The sequence below is a fragment of the Microbacterium sp. HM-570 genome, assembly GCF_054165885.1.
In genome coordinates, this window is record NZ_CM135111.1 from 2968691 (window position 1) to 2984649 (window position 15959).

A 15959-nucleotide genomic window follows, 5' to 3' on the forward strand; every position below is an offset into this window, starting at 1 on the left:
GCGTCCGTTCGTTGGCGACAGCGAGGTGCCCCGCGAGGCGAGGCGTCTGGGTCCTGGGGCCGGCCTCAGTCGAACATACCGCCGAGCAGGCTGCCGATGACGAGGCCGCCGAGCATGCCGCCCATGCCGCTGTCGCCACCGCCCCGATGCCCGCCGCCGCCCCAGCCGCCGTCCTGCGGGGGGCGCGACGAGTCGATGTCGCGCTGGGCGAGCTGGAGGGCCTCGCTCGCGAGCTGGGCCGCGCGCCGCGCGAGCTGGAAGGCTTCCTCGAGCGAGTCGTCGTCGCCGGGAAGCGCGGCCATGTCGGCCCGTGAGCGCTCGGCTTCGGCCAGCCGGGTCCGCGCATCGGCGCCGATCCATCCGCGGTGTCCGGCGATCACGTTGCGCGCGACGGCGATCTGACGGTCGGCGTCATCCGTGGCATGCCGGATCTGCGCCGGGGTCGGCAGGGGTTTCGCCGCGCGCTCGCGTGCCTTGTCAACCGCGACATCCAGCGCCGTGTTCGCCTCGCGCAGGTGCGAGAGCTGCGTAAACGGATCGGCTTTCTCGCTGGCCGCGGGAAGCGCCGAGAGGGCGGACTGCAGGGCGGTGAGTGCCGCTGTCACCTGGGGTGTCGCGGGAGCATCGCGCGCCGCGATCACATCACCTCGCGAATCGGCGATGACGTCAGCGAGTGTCGATTCGGCGCGCAGCGCCTCGATCTCGAAGTCGTCGATGCCGTCGAGGAGCGTGCCGGCGCGACGGACGGCCTCGGTCGCCGTCTCGAGCGCGAGCATGGACTCCTCGCGGCGGGATGCTTCGCGCCGTCGCTCCGAGATGTCCGCGCTGTGCAGAGCGAACGAGAGTAGCTGCTCGGCTTCGTCGGGAGCGCGGTCGATCTGCTGAAGTGCGGAGGGCGCGTACCGGTCCGCGAGTCGCGCGACCGTCGTCCGCGCTTGGGGTAGTCGCTCGCGCAGGCGCTCCGCGTCGGAGCGGACTTGAGCGAGGATCTGCGGCGCTCGGCGAACTTTGGCGATTTTCTCTGCCAGCGTCTGCGTCTTCTCGTCGAGCAGATTTTCCGCCCACTCGCACAGCTGGGCGATGCGGGCGTTTCGCTCGCGGAGTTCCTGCGGGGTGTCCGGGATCTCGTCGTGGTTCAGCTGGTTGAGGTGAAACGCCTCCGCAAGGTGCGTGCGCACGGCTTCGAGCGCGGCGCGCAGGTCTTTCGTCGAGCCTTCGCCGAGTTCGGCGCTGGCGAAGTCCAGCTCATCTGCCGTGACCCGGATGCGCTCATCGGCCTCGACGAGTGCGCGCCCGGCGCGACGTGCCAGCTCGGCATCCTGCGCATCGATCGCGGACTGCTCTTCACGCTTGCGCTTGCCCCAGAATCCGGCCATGTTTCGATCCTAGGCCGGGTTCGGTGTGCGTCTTCCGTGGTTCAGGCGATCGGAGTGCGCCGTGCGAGAACAGGGGCGCGCCGCGACGTCGCACCGTTGACCAGCGCCACGATCAGGGGGAGACCGAGTGCAATCCCGGCGATCGGCCACCAGGGGATGTCCTCGGGGCGTAGCGAATAGAGGGCCGAGCCCGACAGCGCCGTGATTGCTCCGGCGGGAAGCAGCCCGGCGAGTGTTCCGCTCGCTGCCCCCACTCCCGCGATGACGAGACCTTGCCAGAACGATATTCGTCGCCTCAGGCCACGCGGTGCACCCACAGCGGCGAGTGTCGCGTCATCGGCGCGCCCGTCGATGCGTGCAAGTCCGAGGGCCACAGCACTCGCGCCGAGCATCAGCACGCCCGTCGCGGCGAGGATCAACCAGATCGCGAGCCACGGTGACGCGGGACCGTTAACCGGGCTGGCCGAAAAGCCTGTGTTGTCGAGTCCGATCGCACGCGCGTTGATGGCCTCCGCTTCCGCGACACTCGCCGCAGAGTCGTAGTTGGCGACGAGCATCGACAGTCGTTCGGTCATGCGAAGTTCCGCGGCTGTCTCATGAGACACGAGAACCGGGTATAGGTACCGCTGTGTGGTCTCCTGGACAACAGCGTGGACGCTCGTGACGGCACCGGCCGTGAGCTTGTCGCCTTCCAGGAACGGAGGATTCTTGCCGTCGGACAGTTCCTGCGCGGTCCACGTGCCGATCCGCACCTCGCCTCCGTGGTCGTAGGCGCTGTCTGTCACGATCGCGCCGCCCGACGCGAATACCTTGAGCGCGCTGGCTGACGGTGTGAAGCCGAGCAGCGCCGGCAGGTCTTCCACATCGGTGGCGAACAGTGTGAGCGAAGGGTTTCCGTTTGCGGGACTGCAACTTACCGAGTCGACGACGATGCGATCCGGAGAATCTGCGTCGAAGGGACACAACTCCGAGGTGCGGCGAACAGCGACGGGGACGGTGGAGTCCCCGCGCCCTGACTCGGCCAGTGTCCAGTATTCGGAGCTCGCCCACACGGTGCCCGTGGCCGTCGGATCGGTCGCGCCGACAGCATCATTCACGCTCCGCTCGACGGTTCTGGTCGCCTCATCCGTGTCTTCTCCGAAGACCTGGACGGCGAGGCTTCCTTCCGGCGCCAAGTAGACGTACTGGCGTGCCTGTGCGCCGACGTTGGTGCCGACCATGGCAACGGCGAAAACGGCCAGCAACACTGCCGCGGCAATGGACGCCAACGCGGGCACCGACCGTGAGGCGTTTGCCGCCGCGTCGCGAGATGCGATTCGCGCGGCGAGTCCGAGCTTCGACAACGGCCGTGAGAGCCACGCGAGGATCCAATGACCCGCCGTGATGATGCCGATCTGGGCGAAGACAGGTCCGACGACGAGCCCGATCTGCGGTAGCCAGCGCAACGCGCTGTCGTACGGCAGGGTGGGTGTCGCCTGGACGGCGAGGATCGCCGGTACACACGCGACGGTGATGCCGATTCCCGCCAGCAGCAGAATGCTTCCCCAGATCGGACGGGATGCGCGGGGCACCTGCGGGCGCCGCGCCCCGCGCAGAGCCCGCAACACGTCGGTCTTGCCGGCGGCGCGCGCGGGCAAGAGGGCCGACCCGATGCCCATGACGATCGCGAACACGACGATCGCCGCGGTGATCCACGGGTTGACGACGAACGACCAGAAGGTCGTCCGATTACCATCGTCGAGCACACGTAGCGTGATCGCTGCTCCCGCGATCCCCAGTCCCCTTCCCACCAGGGCACCGATGGTTCCGAGTACGAGTCCCTGCAGCACGACGATCCGCCGCAGGTCGCGCGGGGTCGCTCCGACGCTCGCGATGGTCGCGAGCGCGCGCTGCTGTCTGCGCGCCCCGACCGCGAATGCGGCGCCCGCGAGCAGGACGACTTGGTACCCCAGGAACGCGGCTGCGATGCCGCCGATGATGAGCATCGCGCCGAGCGTGCTCCAGATGTTCACGAGGGGTTGGTCGAGGTTAGTGCCGGTGATGGGTGGGTCGAGCGCGACCGTTCGAGACAGCGCGACGATCCCCTCGGGGTTCAGCCGCTGGATCTGCGGCCATGTCAGGGCGAGATCGGGCAGATACCAGGCTGTGGTGCCCTGCATCTCGTCGGGTTCGACCGCCTCGGCGGGGAGTGCGAGGGTCGTGACGCGGTCGGCTTGGTCGACGACGTCGAGCAAGCCCGTGACGCGTAGCGTCCGGGTGGGCTCGACGAGGTGAAGCTCATCGCCGAGTTCGATCCCGAGTCGGTCGAGCGCGCCTGCGGTCGCCATCGCTTCGGTCGGGCCCGTTGCGGCGCGGCCGGCGACGACGTCATAGCGTCCGGCAAAGGCGGCATCGCCGACCGGTCCGACGATCGCAGATATGGGCGCGACACCGGCGGACGTCCGCGCGGCGACGGTTGCTTGGTCGATGCGTATCACGGTCGTTCCGGAGGGAAGGAAGGATGCCGGGTCGGTGATCGGATCCTTGGCGGGATATGTTGGTTCCCCGCCCATCTCGTCCTGGTCTATCTCCCACCAATCCGGCTGGGTCGGCGATTGGCGGAGGGAAGGATCGGGCCCGTACGCGATCGTGAGCCGTGCCTCGTTCTGCCCCAAGCGAGAATCCAGGAGCTGCTCACCTGTCGGAATGGTGCTCGTGAACACCGCCGCGGCGCCGACGAGTCCCGCGACCGGGAGCGCGATGAGGGACGCGATCAGGATGCTCGAGCCCAACGATCGTCGTGTCTGACGGCGTGCCAGCCGGGCCCCGACTCGCCACCGTGCTCGCGCCGCTCGCAGCGTCATGGGCGCGCCCCGAACAGCAGGTCTTCGGGACGCGCGCGCGCGGCCTCATCGACCACGCGGCCGTCGCGCAGGAACACGATGCGGTCGGCCCACGACGCGTGGCGCGGCTCGTGGGTCACGAGAATCGCCGCGGCCCCGGCATCCACGCGCTCTCGGATGACCCGCATCACCATCTCGCCCGTCTCGGAGTCGAGCGCGCCCGTCGGTTCGTCGGCGAGGATCAGGCGGCGGGCCCCCACGATCGCGCGGGCGATCGCCACACGCTGCTGTTGGCCACCCGAGAGATCGTCGGGGTACGCGCCGATGCGATCGCCCAGCCCGACGCTTTCGAGCGCGGTGTGCCCGGCGCGGTGTGCGGGGCGGCGAGGGATGCCGTCGAGTTCCAGAGGCAGGATGACGTTCTCCAGCGCCGTCAACGTCGGCACCAGATTGAAGTCCTGGAAGACGAAGCCCAACGCGCGTCGCCGGAGCGCCGCGATGCCCTTCTCGCCGAGCGTGGACAGGTAGGTACCCTCGATCACGACCTCGCCGGAGGTGGGGGTCGCAAGTCCGCCGGCGATGGTCAGCAGGGTGGATTTACCGGATCCGGAGGGTCCCATCACGGCGACGAGTTCGCCGGAGCGCACGGTCAAGTCGATGCCCGAGAGAGCGCTTACCGCGGCTTCGCCGTGGCCGTAGTGCTGAGAGATGCCGACCAGTCGCACGACGTCTCCGTCTCCGTCGGACACCCCGCTCCGCGCCGCGTCACCGGGCATCGCGACGCTCGGAGCAGAGCGTCGGTAGTCGCTGCGCTTCACGGTGCGGTCTTCGTGGTCGAGGCGGCGGATCCACCCGTGGCAGCGTTCGCCCGCGGCGGGCGTCCGCGCCGGGGTCGCTCGGCACTCAGCGCGAGCGCGATCTCCATCGGACGGTGACGCGCGAGGCGCCCCTCGACGTGGTCGAGCCAGCGAACTTCAGCTTCTGCCTGGAAGAGCAGCGCATCGGCGACGAGTTGCCATGCCAGCTCTTCGCCATCGGGCGCCTCGGATCGTTCGCTCTGGCGCTGTGCGTGCCGCAGGTCCTGGAGTGCCGCGAGGGATGCGCGTCGCTGTGTCTGCACGATCGCGGCGATATCCACGCCCGGCAGCGTCGCCGCGAGGGCGAGCTTGAGCGGCAGTTCGTCGCGGGTTCCGCTTGCCCGGGCCACGGGGGAGGCGAGCCAGTCTCGCGCCTCGGCGCGTCCGGCATCCGTGATCTCGTAATAGACGTGCCCTTGTTCGTCGGTGTCGCCCTTGGCTACGAGCCCGTCACGCTCGAGCCGGTCGAGAGTCGTGTAGATCTGCCCGACGTTGACCGGCCAGCTCGATCCCGTGCGGCGGTCGAACTCCGAGCGCAGCTGGTATCCGTAGCACGGTCCCTGATCGAGGATCGCAAGCAAGCTCTGACGGACCGACATAAGACCTCCGGATAAAAAACATTCTCAGTATGTATGCGCTGAGTATATGTATATCGAGAATCTCTTTATGACGCAATCCAGGCCGTCATTCGGCCCGGCGGGATACTCTCGGCAGACGTCGTGACAGCAGAAGGGGGTCGCCATCGAGTTCTCGCACACCGCGCCGCCGCTTCCCGGCGCGATGGTCGCCGCGCAGCAATGGCGGAACGTCGCCTTCGTCCACTGGCGGGTCGATCCCGCGGTCGTCGCCCCGCTCCTGCCGCCCGGAATCGCTCCGGATGTCGAGGGTGGTTCGTCCTGGGTCGGATTGATCGCGTTCGAGCTCGGCGACGCGCGTATCGGTCCTTTTCCGCCCTTGCACCGTTGGGGCTCTTTCACCGAGGTCAATGTTCGCCTGTACGGCGTCGACCGCGATGGCCGCCGCGGGGTGGTCTTCCGCTCGCTCGAAGCGTCGAGCCTGCCCGCGGTGCTCGCGGCGCGGGCGTTGTTCTCTCTGCCGTACGTGTGGGCGCGCACGGCCCACCGGCCACGCGTAGACGGCTGGGAGTATGCGTCACGCCGTGTCGCCGTTCCGTCCGCCTCGGGCGCCCGGTTCAGGCTTGCGGTCGAGGTGGACAGTGCCAGCACCGTCGATGACGAGCTTTCACGATTTCTGACCGCCCGATGGGGGCTCTACCAAAGCCGATTCGGTCGAACCCGGTGGTTGCCGAACACGCACGAGGCCTGGATTCTGCATCCCGCGCGCGTCACCGGGCTGTACGACGAACTGTGCACGGCGGCGGGCCTGCCCGGTGTGAGCAATCGTCCGCCGGAGTCGGTGCTGTTCAGCCCCGGAGTGACGGCGAGCTTCGCACGCGGTGGGATCGTTCCCCGTTTCTAAACAGCCGTGGCGGCATCCGGTTCATCCGGAATCCACGTCACAAACAGCCATCGTTCACCGTTTCGCACCCAGCTATTTGAAACATCCCGGTAACATTTCGAGGGTGATCACCGCAAACGGCGTGCGCATCGCCGAATACTCCCGTCCGAGTCATCAACTGCTGCACCTCAGTGATACGCATCTGAGGGCCGGGGATGACCCCCTGTACGGTTCCATCGACGCCTCCGCCCGCCTGGGTCGGGCGCTCGCGCAGATCGCCGAATCCGGTACGAGACCGGACGCGATCATCTTCACGGGGGATCTCGCCGACCACGGTGAGCCCGAGGCGTACGAGACGTTGCGCGCACTGGTCGATCCCTGGGCCCAGCGCCTGGGTGCGCCGGTGATCTGGGTGATGGGCAACCATGACGACCGCGCGTCGTTCCGAGTGGGCCTGCTCGCCGACAACGCTCCGGATGCCTCGGCCCCGGTCGACTCCGCCTACGACATCGATGGGCTTCGCGTCATCAGTCTGGACACGTCGGTGCCCGGGCACCACCACGGCGAGATCACCGACGCCCAGCTCGAGTGGCTCGAGGTAGAACTCGCGATCCCGGCCGCACACGGCACGATCCTCGCCATGCATCACCCGCCCGTACCGAGCGTGCTCGACCTGGCCGTCACGGTCGAGCTGCGCGACCAGTCACGACTCGCGTCCGTCCTGCGCGGGAGTGACGTTCGCACGATCCTCGCCGGGCACCTGCACTACTCCACGGCCGCCACGTTCGCCGGCATCCCCGTCTCGGTCGCGTCAGCGACCTGCTACACACAGGATCTCGGGGTGATGGTCGGCGGCACGCGCCCTCAGGATGCCGCTCAGGCCTACAACTTGGTGCATGTCTTCGACGAAACCGTCGTGCACTCGGTCGTCTCGGTCGGAGACACCGTCGCCCTCGGCTACGTCGATCCCGCTGAGAGCGCCCGACGGATCGCCGCGGCAGGCATCGTCATCCCGGACTCCGCGACGCGTGCACTCCGCGCCGAACGTCGGGACGACTCCGGTCGAGTCGTTACGAACCAACCGCCGACGGCGCCTCTGTGGATCGTTCGCTGAGAGTTTCTCCCACCGCGCTGTTCTCAGACACGGTGACCTCCCACGGAGCTCGGACCGGGAAGTATCCCTCGAGAGTGTCCCGCAAGACACGCTCCCGCAGAGCCTCGGGCACCTCGGGTCGGCTTCCATCGTTCAGACAGAACATGTCGACATCGCGCCGCGCGAGCAGCCGTTCCATTTGACGGATGCCGGGCTGGAGCGTCGTCTGGATGTAGCGCGTACGGGGTTCCCGGGTCGTCACCGCTCGGCCGGTCATGAGCGCGTAGTAGTGGTACAGCGAGTTCGTGACCGAGATGTCGCTCGCCGATCGGAACGTCGCGGCGGCGGTCCGCGCGAAGTCGTCGGGAAAGGCTTCTTCCAGTTCGTACATGACGCTGCGGCGGAGAGGCGCCGCGCAGTGCTCGAGGTCCCGCGCGATGACTCGACCGAAACGCTCTTCGAGCAGGGCGCGGTTGATGCGGGCGGCATTATCGTGGCCGCTGCGTTCGGGATCGGTCGAGCCGATCCCGATGCGCACCTGGGATTCGACGAAGCGTGAGATCCCGGCGGCGGTGAAGAACAGCTCGGGGCGCACGGCACGGCCGAAGAACATATCGTCGTTGGCGTAGACGAAGTGCTCGGCGAGACCCTCGATGCGGTGCAGCTGCGCTTCGACCGCGTGCGAGTTGTGGGTGGGGAGCGAAGCCGGGTCGGCGAAGAACTCCTCACTGCGGACGATCGTCACCTTCGGATGCTCGGTGAGCCACCACGGCGCCGGGCTATCGGTCGCGATGAAGATGCGCCGGATCCACGGGGCGTACTGGTTCACGGAACGCAGCGCGTAGCGAATCTCGTCGACATGACGGAAGCGAGCCGAGTGCTCATCGCCATCCCCGACGACATAGCGACTCATCCGTCGTGCGCGCTCGCGCTGGAAGTCGCTCGAGGATCCGTCGACCCATGAAAAGACGATGTCGACGTCGTGGGTGAACTCGGAGGGACCGGGGGAGAACATGCCGTCGAGCGTCCGCCACTGCCGTCCATGCAGGTTCATGCTCGTGAATGTCAGGTCGTCCGCGGCGATCACGCGGCGCGTCAGGGCGTTCGCGTGAGGTGCCGTGACGACGTCTGCCTCCCAACGCCAGAACTCCAGACGGATGCCGTGGCTGGCGCCGAGGCGCAGGGTGCCGCTCGGGCTCACCCGGGGGCGGTAGACGGTCGCGCTCTCGTCCCGACCGAACGGGTTGTTCGAACCCGCACCGAAGACGCGAGCGCGACCCGCCCGGCCGACGATCCAGGGCTCGGATGCGGCGTCGGCCCGGAGTGCCGCGATCGCCCGCTTACGTGCTCGGGCGTCGACGGCCAGGGCTGGCCGTCCGCTGGCACGGCGCAGGAGGATCGGTTCAGCATCTGCGGCCTCGAGGAGCGCGGCGAGCCGGAGCAGATCGTCGGTCTCAGCCTGTTGCGGCGTGACCTCCGCCACCAGGTGAGGAAAACCGCCCATGAGCACCACGTCGTCTCGTTCCAGAACCGGAGCCCAGCCCGTGGTGGGCTCGTCAGCGGTGCGGCGTTCCGGAGAGGACTCCCTCGTGTGGGCCTGGCCGGCGAGGGCGCTTCGCCCCGAGGCGCCACGTCGTGTGGGAGGGGTCCCGCGTTCTGGAACGACACGTCGCGTCATCGATCACCTGTTTCTCCGTCATGCGCCCCGCGGGCGTCCTCGCCGCGGTCGATCGCTGCCCTTATCGTCGTCGGGGCGATCGCCGAATCCGGCGATGCGAGCCCCTCTCCGCAGTGTAAGTCAGCAATTGTGTCCGGCGTGTTGCGGGGTGTACCCCTTGACAGTTCCTGGATTCGTGGTGGCTGGATCAGGTGAACGGCCGCCCGGGGGATTCCAGGTCACGGACCGGTAACATGAGTCTGTATGCCTGTCGCGTGGCATCCGACCGCGCGGCATCCGATCGGATGGAGATCCTGCCGTGGCAAACCCCCTCGAGAAACTGCTCCGCGCTGGCGAGGGCCGTATCCTCAAGCGTCTGCAGCAGGTCGTCAAGGCCGTCAACGCTTTGGAAGAGGACTACTCGCAGCTCAGCGATGACGAGCTTCGCGGTGAGACGGCCGAACTCCGCACGCGTTACGCCGCGGGCGAGACGCTCGACCAATTGCTCCCCGAGGCCTTCGCGGCGGTCCGCGAGGCTGCCAAGCGCACGCTCGGCCAGCGTCCGTACGACGTTCAGCTGATGGGCGGCGCCGCCCTCCATTTCGGGAACATCGCCGAGATGCGCACCGGTGAGGGCAAGACGCTCGTCGCGACGCTTCCGGCCTATCTCAACGCGATCGCGGGCGAGGGCGTCCACGTCGTCACCGTCAACGACTTCCTCGCGACCTACCAGTCCGAGCTCATGGGTCGCGTCTTCCGCGCCCTCGGCATGACCACCGGCGTCATCGTCTCGGGTCAGACGCCCGCGCAGCGCCGCGAGCAGTACCTGTGCGACATCACCTACGGCACGAACAACGAGTTCGGGTTCGACTACCTGCGCGACAACATGGCCTGGCGTCAAGAGGATCTCGTGCAGCGCGGACACTTCTTCGCCGTGGTCGACGAGGTCGACTCGATCCTCATCGACGAGGCCCGTACGCCGCTGATCATCTCGGGTCCGTCGTCCGGCGAGGCGAACCGTTGGTTCACCGAGTTCGCGAAGATCGCCCGCACCCTCGAGCTCGACGTCGACTACGAGGTCGACGAGAAGAAGCGCACGATCGGTGTGCTCGAGCCCGGTATCGAAAAGGTCGAGGACTACCTCGGCATCGACAACCTGTACGAGTCGGCCAACACGCCGCTGATCTCGTTCCTGAACAACTCGATCAAGGCGATGGCGCTGTTCAAGCGTGACACCGACTACGTCGTCATCAACGACGAGGTCATGATCGTCGACGAGCACACCGGACGCATCCTGGCCGGACGTCGGTACAACGAGGGCATCCACCAGGCGATCGAGGCGAAAGAGGGCGTGCCGGTCAAAGCCGAGAACCAGACGCTCGCGACGGTCACGCTGCAGAACTACTTCCGCCTGTACGACAAGCTCGCCGGCATGACCGGTACCGCCGAGACCGAGGCGGCCGAGTTCATGTCGACCTACAAGCTCGGCGTCGTCCCGATCCCGACGAACAAGCCGATGGTCCGCAAAGACCAGTCCGATCTCGTGTACAAGAACGAGCAGGCCAAGTTCGCGCAGGTCGTCGAAGACATCGCGCGGCGGAACGAAACGGGGCAGCCCGTTCTCGTCGGAACCGTCAGCGTCGAGAAGAGCGAATACCTTTCGCGCCTGCTGGCCAAGAAGGGCATCAAGCACGAGGTCCTCAACGCCAAGAACCACGCGCGCGAGGCCGAGATCGTCGCTCGAGCGGGGCTCCCGGGAGCCGTCACGGTCGCTACGAACATGGCCGGCCGCGGCACGGACATCATGCTGGGCGGAAACGCCGAGTTCCTCGCCGTGCAAGAGATGAAGGCCAAGGGGCTCGACCCGGTCGAGACTCCCGAGGAGTACGAGGCCGAGTGGGAGGGTGTGTACGACGCCGTCCGCGCTCGCGTCAACGACGAGGCCGAAAAGGTCGTCAGCGTCGGTGGGTTGTACGTGCTCGGCACGGAGCGCCACGAGTCTCGCCGCATCGACAACCAGCTGCGCGGACGCTCCGGCCGCCAGGGCGACCCCGGCGAGAGCCGTTTCTACCTCTCGCTGACGGATGATCTGATGCGTCTGTTCCAGTCGGGCGCCGCCGAGGCGATCCTCAGCCGCGCCAACTTCCCGGACGACGTCGCGATCGAGTCGTCGATGGTGAGCCGCGCGATCAAGAGCGCGCAGTCGCAGGTCGAGTCCCGCAACGCCGAGACTCGCAAGAACGTCCTGAAGTACGACGATGTCCTCAACCGTCAGCGCGAGGCGATCTACGCCGACCGGCGACACATCCTCGAGGGCGATGACATCGCCGGCCGTGTCCGGCACTTCATCGAGGACGCCATCGCCGCGGTCATCGACGAGCACACGGGCAGCGGACACAGCGAGGGCTGGGACTTCGACGCCCTCTGGACCGAGCTGAAGACCCTGTACCCCGTTGGCGTGACGATCGACGAGGTCGTCGCCGAGGCCGGCACGAAGGGGCGGATCACGCCCGAGGTTCTCAAGCGCGAGATGCTCTCAGATGCACTCATCGCGTACCAGAACCGGGAAGACAAACTCGGTTCGGAGGCGATGCGCGAACTCGAGCGTCGCGTCGTGCTGCAGGTGCTCGACCGCCGCTGGCGCGACCACCTGTACGAGATGGACTACCTCAAGGACGGCATCGGCCTACGTGCGATGGCCCAGCGTGACCCGCTGATCGAATACCAGCGCGAGGGCTTCCAGATGTTCCAGGCGATGATGGGGCAGATCAAGGAAGAGACCGTCGGGTACCTCTACAACCTCGAGGTCGAGGTCCGTAGCGCGGGCGAGGGCCCCGAGGCTCACGCGGAGGTCGCGGCCAAGGGTCTCGATGCACCGCCCGAGCAGAAGCTCGAATACTCGGCCCCGAACGACGCGGGCGAGGTCGAGGTCCGCAACGACCGCGGCCAGGTCCAGCAGGCCGCAACAGCGAAGCTGCAGCGCGAGACGGCGCAGCGGGTCGCTCAGAGTGCCCGCCCGGAGCCGGAGGCGGCAGCCGCCGCGCGCGGGGCGTTCGGACAGCGGGCGGATGCTCCGGCCGCGGGCCCCACGCAGGCTCCGGTCAACCGCGCCGACCGCCGCGCAGCCTCCAAGCGCAAGTAGGTTCACCCCACACGGGCGCGACACGGTCTGAGACCGCGAACGAACGCAACACGCCGCACGTTCTCGAGCGGCACGGCGTGTTGGGTCCGTTCGTGCGCGGGTCTCGCGCCGGCGATAGGGCCACGGGATGGCCGGTGGCACGCTCGGCGCGGGGATATCCTGAGCCGATGAGCACCCTCCGCCCCCTTGATCAGTCCTCGAAGCTGAAGAACGTCCTCTACGAGATCCGCGGCAACGCCCTCGTCGAGGCCGCCCGGCTCGAGGCCGAGGGCCAGACCGTGCTCAAGTTGAACACCGGCAACCCGGCCACGTTCGGTTTCGAGGCGCCGTACCAGATCGTCCGCGACATGATCGCGGCAATGCCGACGGCACACGGATACAGCGAGAGCCGAGGCATCCTGTCCGCCCGTCAGGCGGTCGTGTATCGCTACGAAGAGGAGCCGGGGTTTCCGCGCATCGACCCCGATGACGTGTTCCTCGGCAACGGGGTCTCCGAACTCATCACCATGACGATGCAGGCGCTACTCGATGAGGGCGACGAGGTGCTGATCCCGGCGCCCGACTACCCGCTCTGGACGGCGATGACGAGCCTGTCGGGAGGCACGCCCGTTCACTACCTCTGCGATGAGAACGCCGAATGGCAGCCGGACCTCGAAGACATCCGCTCGAAGATCACACCCCAGACCAAAGCGATCGTCGTGATCAACCCGAACAACCCCACGGGCGCTGTGTACAGCCGCGAGGTTCTGGAGGGCATCGCCGAGATCGCCCGCGAGCGCTCGCTGCTGTTGCTGGCGGATGAGATCTACGACCGCATCCTCTTCGATGATGCGAAGCACATCCCGATGGCGTCGATCGCGCCCGACCTGCTCTGCCTGACCTTCAACGGCTTGTCCAAGACATACCGGGTCGCGGGCTACCGCTCGGGTTGGATGGTCATCACCGGGCCGAAGGCGCACGCCGCGGGATTCCTCGAGGGGATCAACCTGCTCGCCTCGACCCGTCTGTGCCCGAACGTGCCCGCGCAGCATGCGGTGCAGGCGGCGTTGTCGGGTGTGCAGTCCATCGACGCGCTCATCGCTCCCTCCGGCAGGCTGCACGAGCAGCGGGATGTCGCGTGGGAGGGACTCGAGTCCATCCCCGGAGTGTCGTGCGTGCGGCCTCGGGGTGCGCTCTATGCCTTCCCGCGACTCGACCCCGAGGTCCACGAGATCCGCGACGACGCGAAGTTCGTTTACGACTTCCTGGTGGCAGAGCGTGTCCTGCTCGTGCAGGGCACGGGCTTCAACTGGCCGACGCCCGACCACCTGCGCGTCGTGACCCTGCCCGAATCGCGCATCCTCGCGGACGCCATCGAGCGCCTGGGCAACTTCCTGTCCTCGTATCGGCAGTAGGACTAGCACGCAGAACGGATTCGTCAAGGTCCTGTGCGTCGCACGAGGCCCGTCCTAGCGTGCACGGCATGGCTATCGAATTGAACCAACCGGCGCTTCGACAGGCGCGTTCGCTCGTCCGCGAGGGCAAGGTCGTTTGGGACGAACGCGACGATTGGTCGGAGGCGGCGCCGAACGCGGAAGACGAGAATGCGTTCATCGAGCGTGAGGGATGGACGGCGTTCTCGCATTGGCACCTCGGCATCGACAAGAGCGCGAACCCCGAAACGAAGCAGGCGTACAGCTTTCCCTACGGAGACTTCCGCCGCGTGCATCGATCGGGCGTCATCTCGGGCGAGTCACGCGCCGGCCAGTACGACCACACCGAAATCGAGAACGAGCTGAAGAAACTGCTCGACCTGATCGACTCTTCGGAGGACTAGCGAGTCCCCGTCGTCGACTACAGCAGCGCCAGGGATGTCGCGCGCCAGCGCCCGTCCGTTCCCTCGAGCCGCAGGGCGATGGCGCGCGTGCGGTGCGGCCCCGCGAGGATGACGACGGATTCGACAACGCCATCCGCGGGGGACATGTGTCGGACGCTCAGGATCTCGAAGACCGGCCGACTCGCACGCACGCCGCGTGCGTTGCGCGCACGGGCCGCGAGATTGCTGCGCGTGAGGAGTCGCCGATACGCGTCTTCGGCGAACCAGCGCGTGAGTTGGTCGACCTCTCGGACGCCGGCGAAAACTTCCATGACACCGCGAGCGAGGTTGGTGATCAGCGGCTCGGGATCGGGCAGTGCGGAGGAGGAGGTGCGCTGCGGTGAGAAGAACTCATCCGCATCCACCGACCGCACACGACGCGAAGCCACGCCTTCTCGGGCATCGCCTTTTCGGGCCACGCCTTCTCGGGCATTGCCGGCTGGTGTGCTCATGGAGACCCCCATCTCTCGCTGACCGGGCTGAGATTGCAGTAGACCACAGCAAAGCCCAGCCCAAGCTGGGGGTTTGCCGTCTGTGGATAACTCGTGATCAATCCGAAACTATTCGCCTATTGTCCTGGTGTGCGCTGGGAGCGGCTATTCGAAGACCTCGAGGGGCAGCTCGCCGCTGAGTGGGAAAGCGAGCGCGCCGCACTCGACAGCGAGGGCGAACGCCTCCGGCTCTCGCGCGTCCGTCTGCATGACCGCTTGGTCGCTTTCGCTGGCGCGGGTGTAAAGGAAATGGTCTCCCTTGCGCTCGCCGACAGCTCCGTTCTGCGCGGCACGATCGACGCGGTCGGTGCGGACTTCGCGGCGCTCCGCCTGGAGACGCCCGCGGGCGGGCTCGCACTGGTGCGCACGGCCGCGGTTGCGTCGCTCACAACGTCTGAGGTCGCGCTCATGCGCGCCGCCCGTCCGGACGCGCAGGGGGTGAATGCGGGTCTCGCTGAGCGACTGACGCTCGGGTTCGTGTTGCGCGACCTCGCGCGACGTCGTGTGCCGGTTCGGGCGCACGGGCTGCGGGGCGGAGCGGAGTTCGGCACGATCGATCGAGTGGGTCTGGATCATTTCGACCTCGCCGTGCACGACGCGGGTGCCGTCCGTCGAACGGGCGAGGTGCACGCGTTCCGGCTCGTACCGTTCGACGCCATCGCGTGGCTCTTGCTCGAACGAGGCGAGACGCCGGCATTGTTGTGAGAAGACACCGGCATTGTTGTGAGAAGACACCGGCATTGTTGTGAGAAGACACCGGCATTGTCGTGAGCGGGCCGGGAAGTGGTCTACTCGGGTCGGCTCGCGTTCCCCGAACCCCATACTTCGGGGAAGCTCGCCGCCTGCGACTGCTGCCACAGATGCATCTGGCGGGCTTCTTCCACCTGATCGTCGATGTAGCCGCGCAGGCTCTGTTCCTCGATACGCCACTTCGCGGGGGAGCCGAGACGGGCTCCGCGAAGGCGACCCTCGTGCACGAGATCCATGACTTCGTCGACGGAGATGCTCAACAGCTCCGCCACCTGCGACGGAGCCAGGTAGCGAGGGCTGGGGGAGCTCTCGGACATGACCCCATTATGGACCCCTCGACGGGGCGTCGGGCGCGGTGTCCTGTGGATAACGAAGGGGGCCTGCGAGCAGGATCCGCGACTATGGTGTGGACCGCCGATCGGCGTCCAGTAATCGACGCGTAGCCACAGACCGCGGCG

The 15959-nt window shown here is 67.3% G+C and carries 13 protein-coding genes; 6 read left to right on the top strand and 7 right to left on the bottom strand.

Features of this window, described 5'->3' with window-relative positions; translation table 11 throughout:
• Nucleotides 1-65: 65 nt before the first annotated feature.
• Genes ACT9TC_RS14200 through ACT9TC_RS14215 form a run of 4 tightly spaced genes read right to left on the bottom strand, consistent with a single transcriptional unit; the run spans nt 66 to nt 5654 of the window.
• Complete coding sequence (locus ACT9TC_RS14200; RefSeq protein ID WP_458041108.1) at nt 66-1376, bottom strand: hypothetical protein; 1311 nt, start codon at nt 1374-1376, stop codon at nt 66-68.
• A 41-nt stretch (nt 1377-1417) separates the two neighbouring features.
• Nucleotides 1418-4219, bottom strand: a complete 2802-nt coding sequence (locus ACT9TC_RS14205) for an FtsX-like permease family protein (protein WP_458041109.1) — start codon at nt 4217-4219, stop codon at nt 1418-1420.
• Nucleotides 4216-4974, bottom strand: coding sequence for an ABC transporter ATP-binding protein (locus ACT9TC_RS14210; protein ID WP_458042942.1), 759 nt, complete (start codon nt 4972-4974; stop codon nt 4216-4218). The genes ACT9TC_RS14205 and ACT9TC_RS14210 overlap by 4 nt, the downstream gene beginning before the upstream one ends.
• Nucleotides 4975-5012: 38 nt before the next feature.
• On the bottom strand, nt 5013-5654 hold the full coding sequence (locus ACT9TC_RS14215; RefSeq protein WP_458041110.1) for a PadR family transcriptional regulator: 642 nt from the start codon (nt 5652-5654) through the stop codon (nt 5013-5015).
• Between the two features lie 181 nt (nt 5655-5835).
• Between ACT9TC_RS14215 and ACT9TC_RS14220 the strand changes: the two genes are divergently transcribed.
• Together ACT9TC_RS14220 and ACT9TC_RS14225 are read left to right on the top strand one after the other, a co-directional pair.
• Nucleotides 5836-6534: a YqjF family protein gene (locus ACT9TC_RS14220; RefSeq protein WP_458041111.1), complete on the top strand. Its 699-nt coding sequence runs from the start codon at nt 5836-5838 to the stop codon at nt 6532-6534.
• A gap of 103 nt (nt 6535-6637) precedes the next feature.
• Nucleotides 6638-7627, top strand: a complete 990-nt coding sequence (locus tag ACT9TC_RS14225; RefSeq protein ID WP_458041112.1) for a phosphodiesterase — start codon at nt 6638-6640, stop codon at nt 7625-7627.
• Here the strand turns inward: ACT9TC_RS14225 and ACT9TC_RS14230 are convergent.
• Nucleotides 7584-9110 (bottom strand): stealth family protein, encoded by a 1527-nt coding sequence (locus ACT9TC_RS14230; RefSeq protein ID WP_458041113.1) that lies wholly within the window; start codon nt 9108-9110, stop codon nt 7584-7586. The genes ACT9TC_RS14225 and ACT9TC_RS14230 overlap by 44 nt on opposite strands.
• Before the next feature lie 472 nt (nt 9111-9582).
• On the opposite strand from ACT9TC_RS14230, the gene secA reads away from it, so the two are divergent.
• From secA to ACT9TC_RS14245, 3 genes are all read left to right on the top strand, one after another.
• Nucleotides 9583-12405: a preprotein translocase subunit SecA gene (gene secA, locus ACT9TC_RS14235; protein WP_458041114.1), complete on the top strand. Its 2823-nt coding sequence runs from the start codon at nt 9583-9585 to the stop codon at nt 12403-12405.
• A 167-nt stretch (nt 12406-12572) separates the two neighbouring features.
• Nucleotides 12573-13799 carry a pyridoxal phosphate-dependent aminotransferase gene (locus ACT9TC_RS14240; protein WP_458041115.1) on the top strand — a complete coding sequence of 409 codons (1227 nt, stop codon included), beginning with the start codon at nt 12573-12575 and terminating at the stop codon, nt 13797-13799.
• Nucleotides 13800-13867: 68 nt separating this feature from the next.
• Nucleotides 13868-14221 carry a hypothetical protein gene (locus ACT9TC_RS14245; RefSeq protein WP_458041116.1) on the top strand — a complete coding sequence of 118 codons (354 nt, stop codon included), beginning with the start codon at nt 13868-13870 and terminating at the stop codon, nt 14219-14221.
• 17 nt (nt 14222-14238) lie between these two features.
• On the opposite strand, the gene ACT9TC_RS14250 is transcribed toward ACT9TC_RS14245, so the two are convergent.
• Nucleotides 14239-14712, bottom strand: a complete 474-nt coding sequence (locus ACT9TC_RS14250) for an Rv3235 family protein (protein WP_458041117.1) — start codon at nt 14710-14712, stop codon at nt 14239-14241.
• Nucleotides 14713-14841: 129 nt separating this feature from the next.
• On the opposite strand from ACT9TC_RS14250, the gene ACT9TC_RS14255 reads away from it, so the two are divergent.
• The gene (locus ACT9TC_RS14255; RefSeq protein ID WP_458041118.1) at nt 14842-15456 is read left to right on the top strand and encodes a hypothetical protein; all 615 of its coding nucleotides are present in this window, start codon (nt 14842-14844) and stop codon (nt 15454-15456) included.
• 83 nt (nt 15457-15539) lie between these two features.
• On the opposite strand, the gene ACT9TC_RS14260 is transcribed toward ACT9TC_RS14255, so the two are convergent.
• On the bottom strand, nt 15540-15818 hold the full coding sequence (locus ACT9TC_RS14260) for a helix-turn-helix domain-containing protein (protein ID WP_458041119.1): 279 nt from the start codon (nt 15816-15818) through the stop codon (nt 15540-15542).
• Between the last annotated feature and the right edge of the window lie 141 nt (nt 15819-15959).